The sequence below is a fragment of the Sulfidibacter corallicola genome, assembly GCF_017498545.1.
GTDB lineage: Bacteria > Acidobacteriota > Holophagae > Acanthopleuribacterales > Acanthopleuribacteraceae > Sulfidibacter > Sulfidibacter corallicola.
The window spans coordinates 5,017,551-5,038,613 of the sequence record NZ_CP071793.1 but is presented as its reverse complement, the minus strand read 5'-3'; the positions used below and the strand labels follow the sequence as shown (position 1 = coordinate 5,038,613).

Genomic DNA, 21,063 nt, shown 5'->3' with positions numbered 1-21,063 from the left:
CCGATACCGGCCCCCAAACGAGAAAAGGGAGCCGGTTGGCTCCCTTTTCGATATAGACATTTGCATGTGTGTCGGGAAAACGATAGGCCGTTTTGTTGGAACACCCGACAAATCCGACCCCGAGGGGCCGGACAATTGGTCGATTACTTGTTGTCGTGACGGTCCATTACTTCGATGCCGTCTTCGTTGTAGCAATAGGTAACTTCACCGTATACCAGAGCGATTTCGTCTTCGTCCACGTAGTTGCCGGAATGGGGCGCATGCACGTGCATTTTGTAGGAACCAACCTTGATCACCTTCAGTTCCTTGAACTTGATGGTGAAGTACTCGAACTGGTCGCCCTTGATGTCGGGCTTCACCATGTGAACGGTGAGGTCGGCCATTTCGAGGTTGTTGAACAGGTGCTGATAGAAACCGGGGGTGTGCTTGCCGGTCTCGGCGCGGAAGATGAAAGGCTGACGGGTACGACGGCCTTTGATGTTGTTGTCCAGTTCGGAAACGGGAAGAGCAGAGCTGACGCTCATTTCGTGAACACGGATCTGACCTTCAAAACCCGCATCCGGGGACTCACCGGCAATGGGGCACTCGATATACGCATAGTTCGTCATGGGAATACTCCTTTGAGAGATGGCTTGTAAACGACGGGATCTCGTTATAGCCAGGAGCGTGCCAGTTTTGTAACTCCGTGTAAATAAAGAAACTTTTACAAAACAGTCAGTTTTCGCGTCATCCAATCTGTTTGCCGCCTGGAATAGGGTGTTCCATTTTTCGGCAAACGGTCTTTCTCCGGGTGTTCCTATGCCGGTACACCTGTCGCGATTTTGTCGCTTCGGCCCGCGACCGACCCGCCGGCTCGCGACGGGCGCAGCACCCTGACGATGAATCGTTTCCCGAGACCTGGTAACGCACCCATCCAGGCGAGCCACTCGGCTGTTAGCGTCTATTCGTTTCCGGTCGGTCACCCGCTAGGCGGAAGCGGACTCCGGTTCGGATGGGCTCGAAGAGCCGTTCCGGGTTTGGGTGCGGGGCGCCTCCGGATTCACGAACCGGTTGAACAAAAGCCAGGCCTCGCCCACATCGATATTGGGGATCACCGCCTCTCGCTCGCCTCCGCCGGCCACGTCGATGCGCAGGCTGGCGAGACCGTAATAGCGCTGAAAGGGGTTTTGTTCCACGGCCGCATTCTGGATCTTGGCGATGGGAATGACCCAGAAATGCAGCCCGATGAAGCCGGTCTTTATATAGACGAATTGTTGGTCGCGGCCGTAGGCGGTCTGTCGAAACGTCTGATCGGCCACCAGGAACGCCACCGCCGAGGAGCCCACGAACACCGCCGTGGCCAAACCCAGCGCACCACTGGCGCCCTTCATCAGGAAAAAGATGGCCACGCTCAGCAGCAGGCCGAGAAATAGGAGAATCCGAAAATGGCGATTGCGGGTGTAGATGTGGACCGGCTGCCAATCGACCTCGTCCCAACGGCTCTCCGGCCAGACGGTTTCCACGAAGAAACGGGTCCTACGGCGATGGGTGATGGGCACCAGGAGATCGGATTCCAAGCTGCCTTGATCCTGAAAACCCACGTGCCCGGCCGATTGCACGAAGATCTGAATCAAGCCCCAGGGCCGCCGGAACGCGGACATGCGACACTGCAGGGCCTGGATTTTTTTGATCGGAAAGGTGTAATCGCGAACGGTGAACAGGCCGGTCCGGATACTCAGATCCCCCTCGTGGCTTCGGAGTGTGAACCGGTGCCAACGCACGAAGGCGGAGATGATGCTGATGAGCCAGGAAATAAAGAACAACAATAGAATGGTGCCGCCGGCCACCAGAATCACATGCAGCCAGCTCTGATTGCGCAGGGATTCGACCGCCTGGCCGCTGCGCTGTATCCACTCGGGGCTCTTTTGGAAGATCGCCTCGTCGAAATATTGAAACACCCCGGCGATCGCGATGAGGACCAGTCCGATTCGGCTGGTGGTCGCACCCGCCACCAGGATGTCGATCAGGCTGATGCGGTACACCGCGTCGGAGGCTTCCTCGCCTTGCTCGTCCACATCGTCGGACGGGGCAAGGATTCCCGCCTCCTTTTTCCCTTCGCGGACGATCGCGATGATCTCATCCGCCTCCGAACGGGTCAGCGCCACCAAGGTGGCTTCGGCCGCGCCGCCACCCGCGGTTTCGATGTCCAGCCGCACCACGCCCAACAAACGGGCAGCGATGTTTTGGCGCACATTGATGTTGTGAATCCGTTTGATGGGAATCCGCCGGATCTTCTTGGAGAAAATGCCTTCGTGAATGGTGATGTGGTCGGCGTCGACCAGGTACCGCAGGCTGATGAACCGCAGGATCAGGCTGAACAGGGACAGGATGAACCCGAAGAACACGAAGATCAGGATGAAGGTTCTCTGTTTTTGCAGCATCATGGCGAGCAGGACCGGAACCAGGTTGCGCCGCAGAATATCGCCGAATCCCAGCAACAACATGGCCGGTTGCAACCGCCGCCATTCGGCTTGATTTTCAGATGTTTGCATGCGTGTGGCCAACCTCGGATAAGTAGTCGCGCAAGGCCTCTGCCTCCTCGATGGGCAGGCCCGGCACTTCCAGGCTGCCCAACTGGGCCCCGGCGGTGTGGATGATCAGATTGGCCAGATTGAAACTGCGCTCGATGGGCCCGGAATGGGTATCCACGTGTTGAATGCGGGCGAAGGGCACCGCGTAGATCCGTTTCCACAGAACCCCGGTCCGAATCAGGAGGTCGTGATCGCGCAGGGCATAGCCCCAGTGCCGATAGGACAGGAGCGGCCAGGTTACGTTGATCATGGCCAGAAACATCAAAAGGCCCAAGGCGGCGACGATCCAGCCCTTAACCTCCTCCATGGCGGCCAGGACCGAAAGGGACACGACCACCGCGAACACGAAGAGAAAGGTCCAGCGAATACCGATCGCGATAATCCAAATGTAGCGAATGTTGGGATCCAGCGGGTGAAATGCCATGGTCGGTTTCGGGGTCAATTCCGACACATCGGTGATGGGATGCGACACCCGGCGTATCGGCGGGGTAAAATCCATGAAGCGGCTCCTTGCATCGATGCCACCATTCTACTCCAGTGCCCAACTAGATACGGAGACCTTTCCCGTCTCGGAGAGCGGAAGGCCAAGGGCGACCGATCGTCGACGGCACCGGCATCGTAACGATAAAACGAATCCTGTCAGTTTGTTACACGGTAAGCCAACCCGAGCGCCACGGATCGCCCGATCATTTCGCTGCCCGACCGGGTCGGGCCGAGCCCGGCCCAGGATTCGGGAGGCGCGCCGATTCGGCGTGTACTGCCCGACTCAGAAACGCAATCCCACGTCGAACCGGAATTCGCGCGTACTCTGCAGGGATTCGGGACCCCGGGCCTCGCCGAAATCGCGAGCGTATTCCCAATGCTCGCCACGATTCGGCGTATCGGTCAGCACGTTCCACGGCTTGCGGAACTCGGTGTTGGTTTCGAGCCCCGACGTAAAGTGGGTGGCATCGCCGTTGAACAGGTTGAGAATGTCGAACCGCAGGAAAAACTCGATGCGCTGAAGGGGAATTTCCAGGTTCAGGGCCACATCGGTCTGCAACAGCGAATCGGTGCGGTGGGTGCCGATGTTGTCGAAGAAATACCGGGTGAAAAACGGCGGGTTAATGTAGCCCGGATTGGGCGGAAAACCGAAATCACCGTTGGCAAGGACGTTGTCGGTGAATGCGCCGTAAGGCAGACCGCTGCGGTAGGTCTGAAACAGGGTGGTGTTGAACAACCCGAAATCCAACTCCCAGGAATAGGAAAGCCAGGCCTTGAGGTTGTGGCGAAGATCCTCGGGCAGATAGGCGTTCGGCGCACGTTGGTCGAAGGAATTGAACTCGGGATAGATGGTCAGTGCATTGAGCGAGGCGCTTCCGGTATCGCGGTTCTCCGGCGTGCTGTTGCCGTAGGTCTGGGACCAGGTATAGGAACCGCCCAGGTAGCCGCTTCGGGAGAATTGCCACTGGCCCTGGACCTGAACGGCGTGGTACTCGCGCTTGTAGAAGCCGGGATCGTTGTCGATGACCTGTCGGTCGGCCGTACCGGCCTCGTTGGTGCCCGTATCCAGGTTGATGAAGGTGGCGTAGTAGTCCTGGTAATCGCGGAAGACGTAGTCGAATTTCAGGTGACCGCGCTGGCCCCAACTGCGGGCGTAGCCCAGGGTCCATTCGTCGGCGATCGGAGAGGTCAGGTCGTCGGCGATGACGATGGTGGGATCATCGGCGTCCTGACGACGGACGATGGCGGCCTGGGCCAGAGCCTCGGGACTCAGCGGATCGCCGATATTCTCGTCGAACCACTGAAACACTTCTGCGATCGACTCGGTTCGAGGCCCGTCGTAGACCCAGGAAATGAAGCTGGCGCGGCCGGCCAGGGAGGCCGATCCGGCCACATCGGCCAATCGCGCGTTGTAGCGTGCGAAGCCCGCACTCAGGGTGTGGTCGCGCTTGCCGCCGGGATGGTAGCGCACCGCCAGACGCGGGCTGAAGCGATCGTCGTCGGCGACGGGCGAGCCATCCTGGGCGGTGGCATCGTTGCGGTCGTACCGCACACCGATGTTGAACCGCAGGCTGTCGCCCAGGAACCATTCGTCGTTGATGAAGGCCGACTGCACGATGAAATCGCTGCCCTGGGACTCCTGCTCGATGGGCAGGAAGCTGATACGGGTCAGGCCGACTACGGGATTGGCTCGGAAGAAGATGGGGATCGGGTTCCCGTCCTCATCGAATCGCGTGGCCGCGGTCAGTGACCAACCGGAGGCCGTCGCCTGATTGTTCGAAAGCCGGGTATCGCGATAGTCCTGATAGCCAGCGGTCAGTTGATGCAGACCGATGTTCTCGGTGTGCCACAGGTAGGTGAACTTGATCTTGAAGGTCCGGTTGTCGCGTTCCTCGGGAATGGGACCGGTGGTAAAAGGCGCCTGGTAGGCCCCCTGGGACCCGTTGATATCCTGAATCGGCGTGTAGTCGATGCGCAGGTCCTCGCCCGGCCCCACCTCGGGAAACCAATCGCGCAGCTCGGCCTGTTTGTCGGTGTACCAGAGCTCCACCGAAAAGAGGTCGTTCAGCCGTCCGCGATAGTTCAGGCTGAGCAGGGATTCGTCTTCCTGCTCCAAAGGCGGGATGGCACTGATGTGAAGGGCATCGACGGCGACGTTGATGTCGTTTTGTTCGCGACTCAAATAGGAGGCGACGAAATCGTGACCCGGCGCGATTTGACTGGATAGCTTGATCTCGAAACGATCGTCTTCACGGTCGGTGGCAATACTTTGCGGCGAGGGTGCCCTTTGATCGGGCGGCAGCATCAGTTCCCGCGCCTGCTCGTTCGTCAGCGGCCGCGGATCTCGCGTCAGGGTGTTGCTGCCGTCGCGCTCGCGACGCGCGGCCACGAAGAACCAGAGCCGATCCTTGATGATGGGGCCGCCCAGGGTCAAGCTGCCGAGGTTGCTCAAATCGTCTTCCAGTTCGAGATTGGTGCGTTCCTCGACGGCATTCTCCTCGCGCCAGGCCTCGTTAAAGAAGGAGAAGCGCAGGCTGCCCTCGAAAGTGTTGCTCCCGGACTTCGTGATGGTATTGACCAGCCCGCCGGCGAACTGACCGAACTCGGCCGAGATGGAACCCGTCAACACGGTGGTCTCCTGGATGGCGTCCTCGATCACGATCTGGGTGGGCTCACCCTTGATATTGTCGAAATTGGCGACACCGCCGTCCACCAGGTACAGATTCTCGAAGCTGGGCGCCCCGCTGATCTGCACGTTGCCGCCGGGTCCCAAGTCCGTGACCCCGGGCGCGAGAAGGGCGGTACCGGCCTGATCCCGATCCACCGGGAGACGGTCCACCAAGTCGTTGTCGTAATTGGCGGTGATGGCCAGTGTATCGAGCACCGGCATCTCGGATCCCACGACCTTCAGGGATTCTTCGATTTCTTGGGGCGACATGCGCAAAATGGGTCGGGCCACCTGATTCAAGCTGACTTCCACCGTATGGACCAGGGTCTGCATGCCCGCCAGGGTGGCGGTCAGCTCGTAGCTACCCGGTGGAAGCTGGACGAAGACGAAATGTCCGTTGGCATCCGAAACCGCGATACGTTGACCGATCAATCCGGTCGATTCCGCGCGAATGAGGACACCGGGCAATGGATCGCCATCACCTTGCCTCACTTCGCCGAACATGGTCGAGGTAGTCTGGGCCTTCAATGGGAGGAAGGACCAAAGGAACAGGAAGGTCAAAACCAAAAACGACAAATGCGAACGACCGGAGAAGAACATGACAGGAAACATTCCTTTTTCGGATTGGACGTTTAGTCCGCAAAGCGTCCGGACGGACGCTGTTTGAGCCAGAAGAGACCACGGACGCATTCCCGTCTCTCCGTTAGAGGGGTAGTCAAAACGGAGGAAAACGGTATTTCGCGACCATATGGTCTCAATGCCTCGGACTTCCGCAGGGCAACGGAAGACCTTTCCGCAAAGATTTCCCTCTTGGTAACGCGACAATTCAGAACAGGCTTACTCGATCTGTAAAAACGTCGAAATCTCAACCTACCACAACTCGCCATGTGGTGACGAGCGCAATCCTTTCGTTTTTGGGTTTTGAAAAGCTGGTTCCAAGAAAATTCACAATGGAACGACCACACCAAAGACATGCATTTCTGAGAACCTTTTCTTTTTTCAAGCAAAAAATTCATGGCTTTCCTGACGGGAATAAACGCTTCCCAGGTCTCGAGCGGGTCGTTCGGTTTGGACGCCTCGTTATTTGCTGAGTATCGTTTCGGCAGCGAATTAAATTCCATTAAATCTGCGATCCCTAAAAAAAATCGGCCTCGGGAGGCACTTTACCGGCGATTCGGGAGACCGTCGACAACCCCTCAAATGGACATGACGCTGCCTCGGCCCTCCTGTTATGATGCGCTTGGTTCGCAAGACGAATTGTCGTCCGGCGAGGCTTGGGTCGACCCCACGTATCGACCCCGGCGGGGGATGGCGCCATGGCGTTCGTCGCAGGGAAACCGGTCTCACAACCGAGGACGACCCGGACCGCGGCGACGCGCTCGAATCGCCCCGGCGGCCCTGCGCTGAAACCAAGCAGGGACCGGCACGTAGGTTCAGCAACACCTGGCGTCGGACCCCGATGGCCGCCCACCGCCGGCCTCGTCTTGGACACCGGACCCCGTCGCGTCACCACTTTTCCAAATGGTTGCCGGACCCCGCGGGGAATTTCACATCGAGGGAATACATGAGTCAGGATGCCTCCAAGCCCGGAAAAATCAACGCCGATCAAGCCGCCGCGCGCATGGACGAGCTGATCGAACAAATCGAGTATCACCGCCGTCGCTACTACCTGGATCACGATCCCGAGATCAGCGATGCGGAGTACGACGGGCTGGAACGCGAACTGACCGACCTGGAACGCAACTTCGCCAAATTGGTGCGACCCCATTCGCCTTCGTTTCGCGTCGGTGGCGGCTTGGCCGACGACCACCCCGAGGCCGCCCACCGCGTGGCGATGCTGTCTCTGGAGAACTCATACAACAGCGCCGACCTGGCCCAATATTTCGAACGCTGCGTCAAGGCGGCCGGTCACGAGCTCAACTATTCGGCCGAGCTGAAGATCGACGGCGTCTCGCTCAGCCTCACCTACAGCCACGGCGTGCTGTCCCGGGCCGTCACCCGCGGCGACGGCAAGGTCGGTGAAGAAGTGACGCTCAACGCCAAGACCATTCGAGGCCTGCCCCTGCGCGTCTCCGAGTGGGAGGCCCACGAGTACATGGAAGTGCGCGGCGAGGTCTACATCGATCGCGGCGATTTTGCCGCCATCAACGAGGCCCGCCTGGCCGAGAACCTGCCGTTGTTCGCCAACCCGCGCAATTCGGCGGCCGGCTCGATGCGCCTTCTGGATTCCCGCGAAGCCGCCAAACGCCACCTGCGCATCTTCGTCTACCAGGCCCTGGGACCCTGGGCCGAATCGATCAATTCCCACGTGGCCGCGCTCCAAGGCCTCCACGACCTGGGATTCCCCGTCAACCCGCTCAACACGTCGATTACCGACCACGCGCAACTGGAAACCCTGATCGAGGATTGGTCGGCACGCCGCGACGATCTCGGCTACGACACCGACGGCATCGTGTTGAAAGTGGACGACACCGGCCTGTACGACACCATCGGCTACACCACCAAATTCCCGAAATGGGCCACGGCGTTCAAATTCCCCGCGGAACAGGCCACCACCAAGATCTTGGACATCAGCATTCAGGTCGGCCGCACCGGGGTACTCACGCCGGTCGCCCACTTCGAACCGGTCGGTCTGGCCGGCACCACGGTGGCTCGCGCCACCCTGCACAACTTCGACGAAATCGCCAAAAAGGACATCCGCGTCGGCGATTGGGTCTTCATCGAAAAGGGTGGGGACATCATCCCCAAGGTGGTCAAGGTCATCACCGCACGCCGCGAAGAAGGCGTGGTCCCCTACCAACTGCCCGATCAATGCCCGAGCTGCGGTACCCCGCCCGCCAAGGTCGCGGATCAGGTGGCGCTGCGCTGTGAGAACCTGTCCTGTCCGGCTCAACTGGAACGCCGCATCATGCACTTCGCCTCGCGCAACGCCATGGACATTCAAGGGTTGGGCAAGGAACGCGTGCAGCAGATGGTGGAACTGAAGCTGCTCACCGATCTGGCCTCGATCTATCGCCTGGACGAGGAACAACTCTGGAAACTGGAGCGAGTGGGCACCAAATGGATTCGCAACCTGCTCGGCGAAATCGAAAAATCCAAGCAGCAACCCTTCGCACGCGTCCTGTTCGCCGTCGGGATTCCGATGATCGGCGAAAAGGTCGCCGAATTGCTGATCGACGTGTTTCCCGGTTACGAGGCCCTGCTCGCGGCCGAGGTGGAACAACTCGCCGACATTCACGGTATCGGCGAGAAGGTGGCCCGCAGCCTCAGCGATCACTTGCGCATGGACAGCTACCGCCAGACCTTCGCGGCCTTCGGTGAACTGGGCCTGAAACTGGTGGCGGAAGGCGATCGCGATCGCGGCGGCGAGCAGGCCCTGACCGGCAAGACGGTCGTGGTCACCGGCAGCTTCGACGGCTTCAGCCGCAAGGAAGCGACCGACCTCCTCAAACAGCACGGCGCCAAGGTGACCTCCAGTGTCACCAAGAAAACCGACCTGCTGGTTTGCGGCGAGAAGCCCGGTTCCAAATTGGACAAGGCCCAGGCCCTGGGCGTGAAAGTGGTTGGAGAGGAGTGGCTGAACCAATGGCAAAACACCTGAACACCACCGAGGAGAGCATGGGCCAGGTAGTCATCATCGAAGACGAGAGCGAATCTCGCAAAGCGATGCGCCTGGCGCTGGCCAAAAAAGGCTATCACGTCGAGGATTTCAACGACGGCGCCGCCGGTATCGAGCACATTCGTCGCCACAGCGGCGATATCGACCTGGTCATCACCGATCTGCGCATGCCGGGCACCGACGGCCTGACCGTCCTGCGCGAGACCAAGAAAGCCAACGAGGAAATCGGCATCATCCTGGTCACCGCGTTCGCCTCGGTCGACTCGGCCGTGGAGGCCATGAAACTCGGCGCGGACGATTACCTGACCAAGCCGATCGATCTCTACGAGTTCCGCGCCCGCGTCTCCAAACTGATCACCAACACCTCGCTCAACCGCGAGGTCGCCATGTTGCAGAGCCGCCTGGACAAGCAATACGGATTCGAGAACATCATCGGCAAATCGGCGGTGATGGAGCGGCTGTTCGAAAAGGTGCGCGTCGTCGCAGGCACCAACGCCAACGTGTTGCTCCTGGGTGAGAGCGGTACGGGCAAAGAGCTTTTCGCCAATGCGCTGCACCAGCATTCCCAGAAAAAGGGGCAGCGGTTCCTGCCCATCAACTGTGCCGCGATTCCCTCCGAAATCCTGGAGAGCGAACTGTTCGGCCACGAACGCGGTGCCTTCACGGGCGCGGTCACCCGCAAGATCGGTAAATTCGAACTGGCGGGCAACGGCACCATCTTCCTCGACGAAATCGGGGACATGAATCTCGATCTGCAGGCCAAACTGCTGCGGGTGCTGGAGAACCGCGAATTCACCCGCGTCGGCGGTTCGGACATGATTCGCATCCAATCGCGCTTCGTCTTCGCCACCAACCGCAATTTGATGGAGGAGGTGCGCGAGGGCCGCTTCCGCGAGGATCTCTACTACCGCATCAACGTGGTCACGCTCCAAATCCCGCCGCTATGGCAACGCAAAGAAGACATTCCGCTGCTGGTGAAGCATTTTCTGGGTCGCTTCAACGAGGATCACGGCAAATCGGTGAAGGAGCTGGACCCGGCGGCCATGAAAGCGCTCTGTGCCTACGCATGGCCCGGCAACATCCGCGAACTGCGCAACGTCATGGAGCACCTGGTCATCTTCTGCAAGGGCGACCGCATCACCCGCGAAGACTTTCCGGAATACCTGGAGCAGCGCGAAGATCGGCCGCGCAGCGTGACGATTCCGGTCGGCATGACCATGGGCCAATTGGAGCAGGAAGCCATTCGCCAGATGATGGCCCACTGCGGCAACAACAAGACCCGAGCCGCAGAACTGCTCGACATCTCGTTGCGCACCCTACAGCGCAAGGTCAAGGAAATGGAAGAGCAGGGAGAAACGTTCTAATCCCAACATCTCGGATCGCGGCGCGTGGCGTCTCCCCCGCGTCGCATCACCACACCTCAAGGAAGCGAGGAATTCGCCGTGAATCAAAGCTTGAACATCGCCTTCATCATGGATCCCCTGGAAACCGTCAAGGCATACAAGGACACCACCTACTTCATCATGCTGGCGGCCCGGCAGCGGGGCCACCGCGTCTTTTTCCTGGAGCAGAACGATCTCTACGTTCGCGACAACCAGCTTCACGCCAACGTGATCGAGGTGGACGTCCACGAGAATCACGACCAGCCGTTCACGCGCCGGCCCGCCCTCGATTGCGCCATGGACACCATGGATGCGGTCCTGATCCGAACCGACCCGCCCTTCGATCGGCGCTACTTCTACACGACCCTGCTGCTGGACCTGCTGCCGCCGTCCACCCGCGTCATCAACCGTCCCCAAGGTCTGCGCAACTGGAACGAAAAGCTGTCGGCCCTGTTTTTCGGCGCCTTCACGCCAGGCTCGCTGATCACCCAGGACACCCAACGATTGCACGACTACATTCACGCATCGGAAGGCCGGGTCACCCTCAAGCCGATCGACGGACACGGCGGTCGCGGCATCCTCTTCGTCAAGGCCGACGATCCCAATCTCGATCAACTCCTGCTGATGGCGACCCACGCAGGTTCGCACCGCGTCATCGCCCAGCAATACGTCCCCAGTGCCAAAGACGGCGACAAGCGCATCCTGCTGTTGAACGGCAAACCGCTGGGGGCCATCCTGCGCCTCCATCCGGAGGGCAAGGAGCTGAACAACATGGACGCCGGCGGCACGCCGCATCCCTGGGAGATGACGGAGCGCGAATACGACATTTGCAACGCGATCGAGCCGCACCTGAAGGAGCAAGGCATTTTGTTCGCGGGGATCGACATCCTGGGTGACGAGCTGATCGAAATCAACGTCACCAGCCCGACGGGGCTTCAAGAGCTGTGTCGATTCAGCGAGAAGCCGTTCCACCACGACATCGTGGCAGCCATCGAAGCCGAATGCCGGTAGGGTCGTACCCATCCGGGATGGGCACGGGTTCCAGGAATCAGGCGATCGAAATGCCGATGAGCGAAGCCGATCATTTCCCTCGGGCCGCACCAACGAAGCCGCAAAGTTCATGGTCCCCGCATCGTGAGGTGGGCGTAAGGCCTGTAGGTTGGCCCGCTGGGCCGACGCGTCGAAGCAACCCAAGCTACAGCAATCAATTGCGCCAAATAGCGAAGCCGATCATTTCCCTCACGACCCCAATCCAAAGCCGCAAAGTCCAAATTCCCCGCATCTCGAGAGGGGCGTAAGGCCTGTAGGTTGGCCCGCTGGGCCGACTCGTCGAAGCAACCCAAGCTACAGCAATCAATTGCGCCAAATAGCGAAGCCGATCATTTCCCTCACGACCCCAATCCAAAGCCGCAAAGTCCAAATTCCCCGCATCTCGAGAGGGGCGTCAAGCCTGTAGGTTGGCCCGCTGGGCCGACTCGTCGAAGCAACCTATGAAACCTCAACCAGATAGGCGAAGGAGCGAAGCCGAGAAATTCCCTCGCTGCGAGCCAACCAAGCTGCAACATTCATCCTCCCCGCATGGTGAGATGGGCTGAATCACTTCGAAATGTTCATCCGGCGCGCTTATCGCCGCTATGTACCTACCTGGCACGACGCCCCTCTCCGAAATGAACCAACGTCTCCGATGAACGCCTGGGGCGACCTGGGTGTGCTTCGCTCCTCAACGTAACTCACTATAGTTTGTAACGTTGCTTCGATTGGTCGAACTGGCAGGCTTACCGCCCCTGCTCCACCTACAGGCCTGGTACCGCTTACGGATGAACGGGAACTGCGCGGGGGCTTCCGGTCAGGGCTCGAGCCAGCGGGCCGCCATCGCTTCACCGCCCTCGCCGAGACGCGGCGGTGCCTGGTGTGCGGTGCGCATGCCCGTACCTTCCAAAGCGGGAGCGGGCAGGCGAACGGTACCCAACTCGGCGTGATCCAACGCAAGCAACGCGCTGGGATCCCAGGTGGAGACCTGGCTCAGGGCCTCGTCGGGCCGCAAAATCGGTGCGTGGGGAATTTTTTCGCGTTTCAACAGGGCCATGAGCCGTTCGCTCTCCCAATCGGCCAACACGGCACTCAGTCGACCGATGACCTCTTCGCGGTGGGCGACGCGGTCGGCGTTGGAACGCGCCAGCCACTCCGGTTCCTCGAAGCCCAACAACAGGCTCAAGCGGCGGAACTGGGTGTCGTTTCCGGCGCCGATGATGATGGATCGATCCTTCAAGCGAAAGGATTGATACGGCACGATGTTGGGGTGTTCGTTGCCCCAGCGGGCACTGGGTTTGCCGGACACCAGGTAGTTGGCCGCCACGTTGATCAGGCTCATCAGGGCCGTTTGGTAGAGCGTGACCGAAAGTGCCGCGGCCTCTCCCGTTCGCTCGCGCCGAAACAGCGCCGCCAGGATACCGTTGGCGGCCATCAGCCCGGTCAGGACATCCACCAGGGCCACGCCCACCTTGAAGGCCTCCTCGCCGCCGCGATCGCCGCGGGGCCCGGTGATCCCCATCATCCCGGATTCGGCCTGAATCATGATGTCGTAGCCCGGCTCCTGGGCCCGGTCGCCGCGATAGCCGGTGATGCTCATGGTGACCGCGCGCGGGTTCAGTTCGGCGATCCGGCTGCGGCTCAGGCCGAGCCGGCGGCGGACGCCGGGCGGAAAATTGTCGACGACCACGTCGGCGACCTCGATCAATCGGGCCAGACGCGCGGCACCGTCATCGGTCTTCAAATCGAGTACCAGCGAAGACTTGTTGCGGTTGCAACTCTGAAAATAGGCCGCCATGTCGCCCTGGAACGGCGGGCCCCAGGTGCGGGTGTCGTCACCGCCAGGGGCCTCGATCTTCAAGACGTCGGCACCCATGTCGGCCAGATTCTGCGTGCAAAAGGGGCCGGCCAGTATCCGACTCAAATCCAGAACGCGCACACCTTCCAGGTACATCATCCCAAAATCTCCAACAGTTCTTCGAGCGACAGGCGTTTGGTGAGCTGCTCGTCGTCGAAGCCGACGAGGTCGTCGAGCAGGAGGCGCTTGCGCTGAATGATGGCGTCGATGCGATCTTCCACCGTTTCCAGGGCGCGGAATTTGTAGATCTGCACGTTCGATTTCTGACCGATGCGGTGAATTCGATCGGTGGCCTGCTCCTCGCGAGCGGCGTTCCACCAACGGTCGTAGTGGATCAGCACGCTGCCGGCGGTCAGGTCGATGCCGGTGCCCGCGGCGAGAATCGAGCCGACGAAGACGCGACAGTTCGGATCCTCCTGGAAACGTCGTTGTTCGGTCTCGCGGTTCTTCTGGGCCGTCTTGCCGGTGAGCACCGCGTGTCCGATCCCACGCTCGGTGAGAAAGCGCCGGAAAATGTCCACCATGCCCAGGAACTGGGTGAAGACCACCAGCTTCTCGCCGCTGTCCATCACCTCCTGAAGCAATTCGGTGAAGGTATCCCATTTGGTGCTGGGATAAGCGGCGTAGTCGGTGTTGCCGAAATAGAGCGCCGGATGGTTGCAGACCTTTTTCAACTGGTCGATCAATTGGAATACGTGCATGAACTGGGGCGAGCGTTCCACCAGACCCGTCAACGCCTTGCGTCCGCGCGTGGCCACGTCCTTGTAGAGGTCGAATTCGTAGGGCGAGAACTCCAACAGGCGAAGGTCCTCGACCTTTTCCGGAAGCTCTTGGAGCACTTCCTTTTTATTGCGTCGCAACACGAAGGGGAACACGATGTCGTGGAGCCGTTCGCGCGCGTGTTTTTTATTGAACGTCTGAATGGGATCGGCGAAATAGCGTTTGAAGTCCGAATTGGAGCCCATGTAACCCGGGAACACCAAGTCCATCAACGCTTTCAGCTCGAACACCTGGTTCTCGATCGGCGTGCCGGTCAGGCCGATGCGGCACAGACCGCGCAATTGGGTGATCTGGCGATAGGATTTGGTGGAGCTGTTTTTGAGGTTTTGGATCTCGTCGAAGAGAATCAGATCGAAAAGGTGGTCGGCGAAGCGCTCGGCGTCGTTGCGCAAGGTGCCGTAACTGGTGAGCAAGACCTGATACTTGCGGAGATCGCGGTCGGCATCGCGCTCGGTGCCGTGGTAGATGGTGGCGCGGATGCCGGGACAGAACGTCTTCAGCTTGTCTTTCCAGTGGAACAACACCGAAGCCGGCGCGACGACGAGATGGCGCGCATCCGGATTCTCCTTCACGGCCGCGGCCAGGAGCGCCATGCCCTGGTGGGTTTTACCAAGACCCATCTGATCACACAACAAACCGCCCAACCCGTGTTTTCTCAAAAAGTACAGCCAGGCATATCCCGTTTCTTGATAAGGCCTTAAAGAAAGATTTGTGTCTGCGAGCTCGGGCGGTGTCAAGGTACTCATATCGCGCAGCCGCTCGAACACCTCGGCGGTCAGCTCGTTGGTCTCCACCTGCACCCGGCCCTTGAAGAACGTCAGGAACCGGAACAGCGAGGCCATGTCCAGCACGCCCGAACCCACGCCGGCCTCGAGGATCGGTTTCAGGTAGATCGCGTCGTACCCGGTCGTATCGAAGACCTTGCCGCCGATGTTGATGTAGCGACCGCGCTCCTGAAACCGCTCCAGCAGATCGGCGATCGAATAAGTGTGCTCGCCCAACTGGGCTTCCAGTTTGAACCGAAACGCGTTCTCGCTGAAATTCATCAAATTCAGAATGATGCGATCGAACTGGATGACCACCACTTCGCCGAAAAGCGAATCGTCCATCAGGCTGCGGTCCATGCCTTCCAAGGTGTCGCGGTGCTCGACGAGGAACTTCTTCACCTTTTTATAGGAGATCAGGTGGGTGCCGGGTTGGGAGTACTGCATTTCGAACGGGCTCAGCCCGATTTGGGTGTGGAAATAACCCATCGCCTCGTGATAGCACAGGCTCCGATTGGCGATCTGGACCTCGTGGAGCGGCACGTGGACGTCGTCGCTCAGGCACACCATCGGTTCGATTTCCAAATCGTTGTTTTCGAGGAAATGGCATCGATAGGTGAGCTGGACCGAATTCGACTGAATCTCGAACGACATCAGGGGTTCCCAGAACTCGCGATCCTTCTGCAAGCCCTTGGTGAACAGGTCGATCGGCATTAGCCAGTGAAACAGTGGTTCGCCGGCCAATTGGATGTCGAGCGCGACCTGGTGGTCCTCGGCCAGGTTGACGCGGATCTGCAACGGCGAATGAACCTGCAGCAGGAACAACAATTTACACAGGGGGTAGAGAGAAGATTCCTCGAACAGCACCCGCGCCGAGGGAAAGCCGTTGGACATCATGTTCAGTTCGCTGTAGGTGCGCACGATTTCCTTGGCGTCCTCCAGGCATTCGCGATCGCGCTCGGCCTGCTTGCCGGAACCGTCGCCGAAACCCAGATAGTTCAGCATGCGCGTGTCCAGCACCCCTTCGGGGACCGTCAGGCGCGGGTTCCCCGAGGTCAGTAGATCGGTCTTGTAGATGTTGCGACCCACGGTCTGGAAAAAGCGAGACAACGGATAGTTGTCGAATTTCCGCGTCAGGACGATGCGCTCGTTGGGCCAGTTGATGGACCGCATGAACAACGCCAGTCCGTGGGAGCACAGTTCACCGGGTTTGGCTTCCTTGCAACTACAGAAGGTCTCCAGCTCGCCCTTGTCGGAGTAAATCGCATGGGGATAGTAGCCTTTTCGATCCGCGACAGCCACAAACCCAAAAACCATGTCGCGAAAAAAGTCGAAAAAGGGAATCGACTTCTGCTCCACATAGCTTTTGGCTTTGATGAGGACGGGATGCGGCACTTCGAGCTGAGTTCTGACCTGCAAAAGGAGCCTCCGGTGATCATTGCACGACCGGCAATCATAGCAACCGTCCCTCGATAAGAGAAGCACGGGCCAGCGGAGCAGTGTTACAATTTTTGATTCAGCCGGGATCTGGCAGCAGGCCCTTCGACGCTCATGGTTCACAACCGGGGAAGCCCCGAACTCATGGCGTCCCGCACGGGCTCGGATGTTCCCCGATCGTGTGGCACGGTGGCGTCGATCGAAGGAGCCGGAACGTTTTTTTCACGGTGGGCGGATCGACGTCGATAAAGACGAACAGATGGGAATCACTTGAAGGGGGAGACATTGGAACTTCGCATTCCTGCCGCGGACGACCTGCACATTCACTTACGCAACGACGAGCGCACCCTGCCCGCCATCAAAGCGGTGCGGGAGGGAGGTTCCTGCCGGGTCTTGGCGATGCCCAACACCATCCCGGCCATCGCCACGGGTCGAGAAGCCATGGAATACCGCTCCTATCTGCAGAAACAGGGCGCCGATTTCGACATTCTCACCACCATCAAACTGACACCCAGCACCCGGCCCGAGGACATCGCCGAGGCTGCGAACTTGAACGTGATCGCGGGCAAACAGTACCCACTGGGCGTGACCACCAACTCGGAGGACGGCGTCAGCGATTTCACGGCCATGTACCCGATCTACGAGGCGATGCAGAGCGCGGACATGGTGCTCTCGCTTCACGGAGAAGTGCCCCAGGCCTTCGTGCTCGACGCCGAGGCCGCGTTCCTGGACATCCTGGTCGACATCCACCGGAACTTTCCCAAGCTGCGCATCGTGCTGGAACACATCACGACCCAGGCCGCGGTGGAGCTGGTGCGTTCGATGCCCGAACAGGTGGCCGCCACCATCACGGACCACCACCTGGACATCACCCTCGACGACGTCATCGGCGCCACCATCAAGCCGCACCTGTTCTGCAAACCGGTGGCGAAACGGCCTGGCGACCGCAGGGCGCTGAACGAGGCCGTGCGCGAAGGCCATCCCTCGTTCTTCTCGGGCACGGATTCCGCGCCACACCTGATCCAGGACAAGGAAACGGCCTGCGGATGCGCAGGTATCTTCAACGCCCCGTACCATTTACAATTCCTGGCCACCCACTTCGAAAAGCTCGACATGCTGCCGCGTCTGGGTCCGTTCGTCTCGCAATTCGGCGCCAATTTCTATCGACTGCCGATCAACCGCGAGGAAGTGGTACTGATCCCGCGCCAGGTCACGGTCCCGCCGCAGTACGACGGCATCGTGCCGTTCCAGGCCGGCAACACCCTGGCCTTCGACCTGGCCTGGTGCTGATCCACGAACGTTGTTTCCGGCCGTTCTTGAAGGGATAGCAAACTCCGTATCAAACCCATGCTTGGGCGTGTTGCGTCCCGGGCCAATACTGGAGGAGTGGCCGTACGGATTGGGCGATGGATCGGAATAAACCCAATGTTTGGATGCTCTCCGTTCGCGGCCAATCCTGTAGGGATGGCCAGCCGTATGCTTGGACCACTAGACATAAAAACGCGTGCCGCAGGCACGCCACCAGCAGGCGTCCTGAAGGGACGACACAATACAGCGAAGGGTAAGGGGTCGGAACGACCCCGCAACCCTGGTTGTTGGGAGTTTTCGAACTCCAGCCCCAACGGGGCGGGACTACGAAGCCCTTCCCGGAGTTCCCGTCATCTTCCCGGTGCTCTTCCCGGAGTTCACACCAATTCCGGTGGTCCCTTCACGGGATTTACGCCAATTTCGTTGGGCCCTTCGCGGGATTTACGCTAAATCCGGTGGGCTCTTCCCGGAGTTCACACCAATTCCGGTGGTCCCTTCACGGGATTTACGCCAATTTCGTTGGGCCCTTCGCGGAGCCGCCCCTCCAGGGCTGGAGTTGGGGAACCCCGAACAACCAGGGTTGCGTCGGCGTTGCCTCCTTGACCGGATCGCCGGACCGCCTTCGCTGTAATGTGTCACCCCTCCGGGGTGCCCGCTGGTGGCGGGCCGTTGGCCCGCGTTTTTATCAATGGTGGACCCGGCATGGGGCTGGCCATCCCTCCAGGATTGGCCGCGAACAATCACCATTCAAGCATTCGGTTGATCACGAACAACGATCATCGAATGCGACACTTTCGGCGTTACCCCAGGCCGATAGACACCATGCCAAACCTTCGACCCAACTTCCCGCTCAGGGGGTCATCCCGCTCAGAGGGTCATCGCCAGGATGCCCAACGGAATGCAGTAAAACCCGAAATAAAAGAAACGACGCCCTTCCAACAACCGCATCATGAACGCCAGCGCGAAGAATCCGCTGAACAGCGCCGCCATGAAGCCCGCGCCGTAGGCGGCGAGCATGTCCGTGGACAGGGTGCCCTCCTGCTCGAGCAGGTCCTTGAGGGTCAGGACACCGGCACCACCGATGACCGGCACCGCCATCAGGAACGAGAAGCGCGCGGCCGCCTGCTTGTGCAGGCCCAGGAACAAGGCGCACATGATCGTGGATCCGGAACGGGAAATGCCCGGCAGCACGGCACAGGCCTGGGCCAGGCCCATGGCCACCACCAACAACCAATCCAGTTTTTCCATCGGCACGCCCTCGCGCTTGACACGCAATCCGAACAGCAGGGTCACCCCGGTGACGATCAGGCAGGCGCCAACCCAAAAAGTCTCGTTTTTGATCCACTGAATGTGGTCTTTGAGAAAAATGCCCACCAGCCCGGCCGGAACCATGGAAAACACCAGGTACGGTAGGATGTGGGGAGGGAAGTCACCGCGCTCCCGACCCAAAAAGATCTTGATCAGTTGTACCCAATCCTTGCGGAAATAGACCATAATGGCGGCAAGGGTTGCCAGGTGCACGAGAATCTCGAAGGTCATGTCTTCCGAATGAACGCCGAACCAAGAGCCGAACAGGGCCAGGTGTCCGGAGGAAGAGACCGGAAAAAACTCGGTCAACCCTTGAAGAATTCCCAGAAAAATCGCTAAACCCAGGCTCATGTATGCCTCCCAAGCCAGGAGCCGCAACGCGATCATGGCGGCGGTCTCATTGAGATAGTGCGGTGAAGGTCACGAACTTCGCGGCAAATTGCCGAAAAAAGGACGAATCCCTCAAAGGTCACCGACCGGTGGTGTCAAATGGCCTATTCTAGCTCAGGATGGCCAACCTACCCCAAGAGGATTTCGGGGAGCTCGATGCCGACGACTCTGCAACCGATGAAACCCAAAGCCCAACCGAGATCTCGCGGTCTCGAGGTCCGTTCCGAGATATCGAATCCATCGACCTCGCGCAAAAAAGGAGCTGCGGATCATTCCCCTCCAGACAAGAATCCAAATGCCTCGGGAATTCGGACTTGACCCAAGCCCAACTCCGAATTAGCCTTATTTTCCTTCCTCGCGTGAAAATTGCCCATCAATGCCTTAACCCAAAACCCCTTACTTCCGATGTATCATTGAACTGCATTGAGGAGTCGGCATGAACTTCCTTTACGTCGGCCGGAACGAAGAACGCACCTCCGCCTTGCGTCACGCTCTGGCCCGTAACAACATCAGTTTCGAGAGGACCAGTACGCCCGAACACGCGTTCTTCAAAATCCTCAACGAGGAGATCACCGCGCTGTTCCTCGATTTGGGTGAGCCCGACATCAACGGGCAGGAAGTACTGACCAGCCTGGAGTCCATCAACAAGGACCTCGAAGTGGTGTTGATCACCGAGGCCCGCGACATCGACGGTTACCGGCCCGAGTTGTTGCGAAGCTGCTTCGGCTACGTGACCAGCGACATCCTGGCTCCTCACAACCTGATGGTGCTGACGCAGTTGACGGACAAAATCACCATCAAGGCCCGCTTGGAGAAGTTGAAGAACACGTCGATCATCGACGGCCTCACGCAGTTGTACAACCACGCCTACATCCAGCAGCAGATCGACGAAGAAATCAAGTTGCTGGCGCCGACCGGCGACCCGATCTCCCTGGTCATTTTCGACATCGATCACTTCAAGAACTACAACGATACCAACGGGCACCCGGCCGGAGACCGGGTACTGAAAAAAATTGCCGAGATCCTCACATCCTCCGTGCGCAAATTCGATTTGACCGGACGGTACGGTGGCGAAGAGTTCGTCATCATTTTGCCGGGTACCAAGTTGACGACCGCCTTGAGCGTCACCGAACGCTTCCGCAAGAAAGTCGTGGGTCACAAGTTCGAATTCGGGCATTTACAGCCGCTGGGCTTCGTTTCCGCCAGTTTTGGCGTGGCCACCCTGGATCACAAGGACATCAGCGACCGACGCACGCTCATCAACCGTGCCGACCAGGCGCTCTACAAGGCCAAAAACTACAAGCGCAACTGCATTTGGTACTACCTGCACGGTGACTATAATCACTACCAGCCCAGCCTGGTCGTCTAGCCCCGGATTCCTTTTCGGTTGAATCCATTCGGGGGCAATGGTCTAATGCCTCACGAGCCGCGATGACCCGTGGCCGCGGAAGCGGAACGAACGGCGAT

At 59.5% G+C, this 21,063-nt stretch carries 12 protein-coding genes; 5 read left to right on the top strand and 7 right to left on the bottom strand.

All coding sequences use genetic code 11. From position 1 onward, the window contains the following. Positions 1-143 precede the first annotated feature (143 nt). From tssD to J3U87_RS15060, 4 genes are all read right to left on the bottom strand, one after another. The gene (gene tssD / locus J3U87_RS15075) at positions 144-608 is read right to left on the bottom strand and encodes a type VI secretion system tube protein TssD (RefSeq protein ID WP_237383279.1); all 465 of its coding nucleotides are present in this window, start codon (positions 606-608) and stop codon (positions 144-146) included. Between the two features lie 357 nt (positions 609-965). Then, positions 966-2,531, bottom strand: coding sequence for a PH domain-containing protein (locus tag J3U87_RS15070; protein WP_237383878.1), 1,566 nt, complete (start codon positions 2,529-2,531; stop codon positions 966-968). Continuing rightward, positions 2,518-3,069 carry a PH domain-containing protein gene (locus J3U87_RS15065; RefSeq protein WP_237383877.1) on the bottom strand — a complete coding sequence of 184 codons (552 nt, stop codon included), beginning with the start codon at positions 3,067-3,069 and terminating at the stop codon, positions 2,518-2,520. Before J3U87_RS15065 ends, J3U87_RS15070 begins: the two co-directional genes overlap by 14 nt. 267 nt (positions 3,070-3,336) lie before the next feature. Next, positions 3,337-6,297 carry a TonB-dependent receptor gene (locus J3U87_RS15060; protein ID WP_237383876.1) on the bottom strand — a complete coding sequence of 987 codons (2,961 nt, stop codon included), beginning with the start codon at positions 6,295-6,297 and terminating at the stop codon, positions 3,337-3,339. A 988-nt stretch (positions 6,298-7,285) separates the two neighbouring features. Between J3U87_RS15060 and ligA the strand changes: the two genes are divergently transcribed. From ligA to gshB, 3 genes are all read left to right on the top strand, one after another. Continuing rightward, positions 7,286-9,322, top strand: coding sequence for an NAD-dependent DNA ligase LigA (ligA, locus tag J3U87_RS15055; protein WP_237383875.1), 2,037 nt, complete (start codon positions 7,286-7,288; stop codon positions 9,320-9,322). Beyond that, positions 9,307-10,704, top strand: coding sequence for a sigma-54-dependent transcriptional regulator (locus tag J3U87_RS15050; protein WP_237383874.1), 1,398 nt, complete (start codon positions 9,307-9,309; stop codon positions 10,702-10,704). The genes ligA and J3U87_RS15050 overlap by 16 nt, the downstream gene beginning before the upstream one ends. Positions 10,705-10,782: 78 nt before the next feature. Continuing rightward, positions 10,783-11,733, top strand: a complete 951-nt coding sequence (gshB, locus tag J3U87_RS15045; protein ID WP_237383873.1) for a glutathione synthase — start codon at positions 10,783-10,785, stop codon at positions 11,731-11,733. Positions 11,734-12,568: 835 nt separating this feature from the next. Here gshB and J3U87_RS15040 read toward each other — a convergent pair. Further along, the gene (locus J3U87_RS15040; protein ID WP_237383872.1) at positions 12,569-13,708 is read right to left on the bottom strand and encodes a CaiB/BaiF CoA transferase family protein; all 1,140 of its coding nucleotides are present in this window, start codon (positions 13,706-13,708) and stop codon (positions 12,569-12,571) included. Next, positions 13,705-16,572, bottom strand: coding sequence for a DEAD/DEAH box helicase (locus J3U87_RS15035; protein ID WP_237383871.1), 2,868 nt, complete (start codon positions 16,570-16,572; stop codon positions 13,705-13,707). The genes J3U87_RS15040 and J3U87_RS15035 overlap by 4 nt, the downstream gene beginning before the upstream one ends. 303 nt (positions 16,573-16,875) lie before the next feature. On the opposite strand from J3U87_RS15035, the gene pyrC reads away from it, so the two are divergent. Continuing rightward, positions 16,876-17,880 (top strand): dihydroorotase, encoded by a 1,005-nt coding sequence (pyrC, locus tag J3U87_RS15030; protein WP_237383870.1) that lies wholly within the window; start codon positions 16,876-16,878, stop codon positions 17,878-17,880. An 885-nt stretch (positions 17,881-18,765) separates the two neighbouring features. On the opposite strand, the gene J3U87_RS15025 is transcribed toward pyrC, so the two are convergent. Continuing rightward, positions 18,766-19,557: an undecaprenyl-diphosphate phosphatase gene (locus tag J3U87_RS15025; protein ID WP_237383869.1), complete on the bottom strand. Its 792-nt coding sequence runs from the start codon at positions 19,555-19,557 to the stop codon at positions 18,766-18,768. A 475-nt stretch (positions 19,558-20,032) separates the two neighbouring features. Between J3U87_RS15025 and J3U87_RS15020 the strand changes: the two genes are divergently transcribed. After that, entirely contained in the window at positions 20,033-20,965 is a 933-nt protein-coding gene (locus tag J3U87_RS15020) for a GGDEF domain-containing protein (protein WP_237383868.1), read from the top strand. The last annotated feature ends 98 nt before the right edge of the window (positions 20,966-21,063 follow it).

Coding starts and splice junctions, on each gene's coding strand:
- tssD (WP_237383279.1), bottom strand. CDS start 608: ATGACGAACTATGCGTATATCGAGTGCCCCATTGCCGGTGAGTCCCCG.
- J3U87_RS15070 (WP_237383878.1), bottom strand. CDS start 2,531: ATGCAAACATCTGAAAATCAAGCCGAATGGCGGCGGTTGCAACCGGCC.
- J3U87_RS15065 (WP_237383877.1), bottom strand. CDS start 3,069: ATGGATTTTACCCCGCCGATACGCCGGGTGTCGCATCCCATCACCGAT.
- ligA (WP_237383875.1), top strand. CDS start 7,286: ATGAGTCAGGATGCCTCCAAGCCCGGAAAAATCAACGCCGATCAAGCC.
- J3U87_RS15050 (WP_237383874.1), top strand. CDS start 9,307: ATGGCAAAACACCTGAACACCACCGAGGAGAGCATGGGCCAGGTAGTC.
- J3U87_RS15040 (WP_237383872.1), bottom strand. CDS start 13,708: ATGATGTACCTGGAAGGTGTGCGCGTTCTGGATTTGAGTCGGATACTG.
- J3U87_RS15025 (WP_237383869.1), bottom strand. CDS start 19,557: ATGAGCCTGGGTTTAGCGATTTTTCTGGGAATTCTTCAAGGGTTGACC.
- J3U87_RS15020 (WP_237383868.1), top strand. CDS start 20,033: ATGAACTTCCTTTACGTCGGCCGGAACGAAGAACGCACCTCCGCCTTG.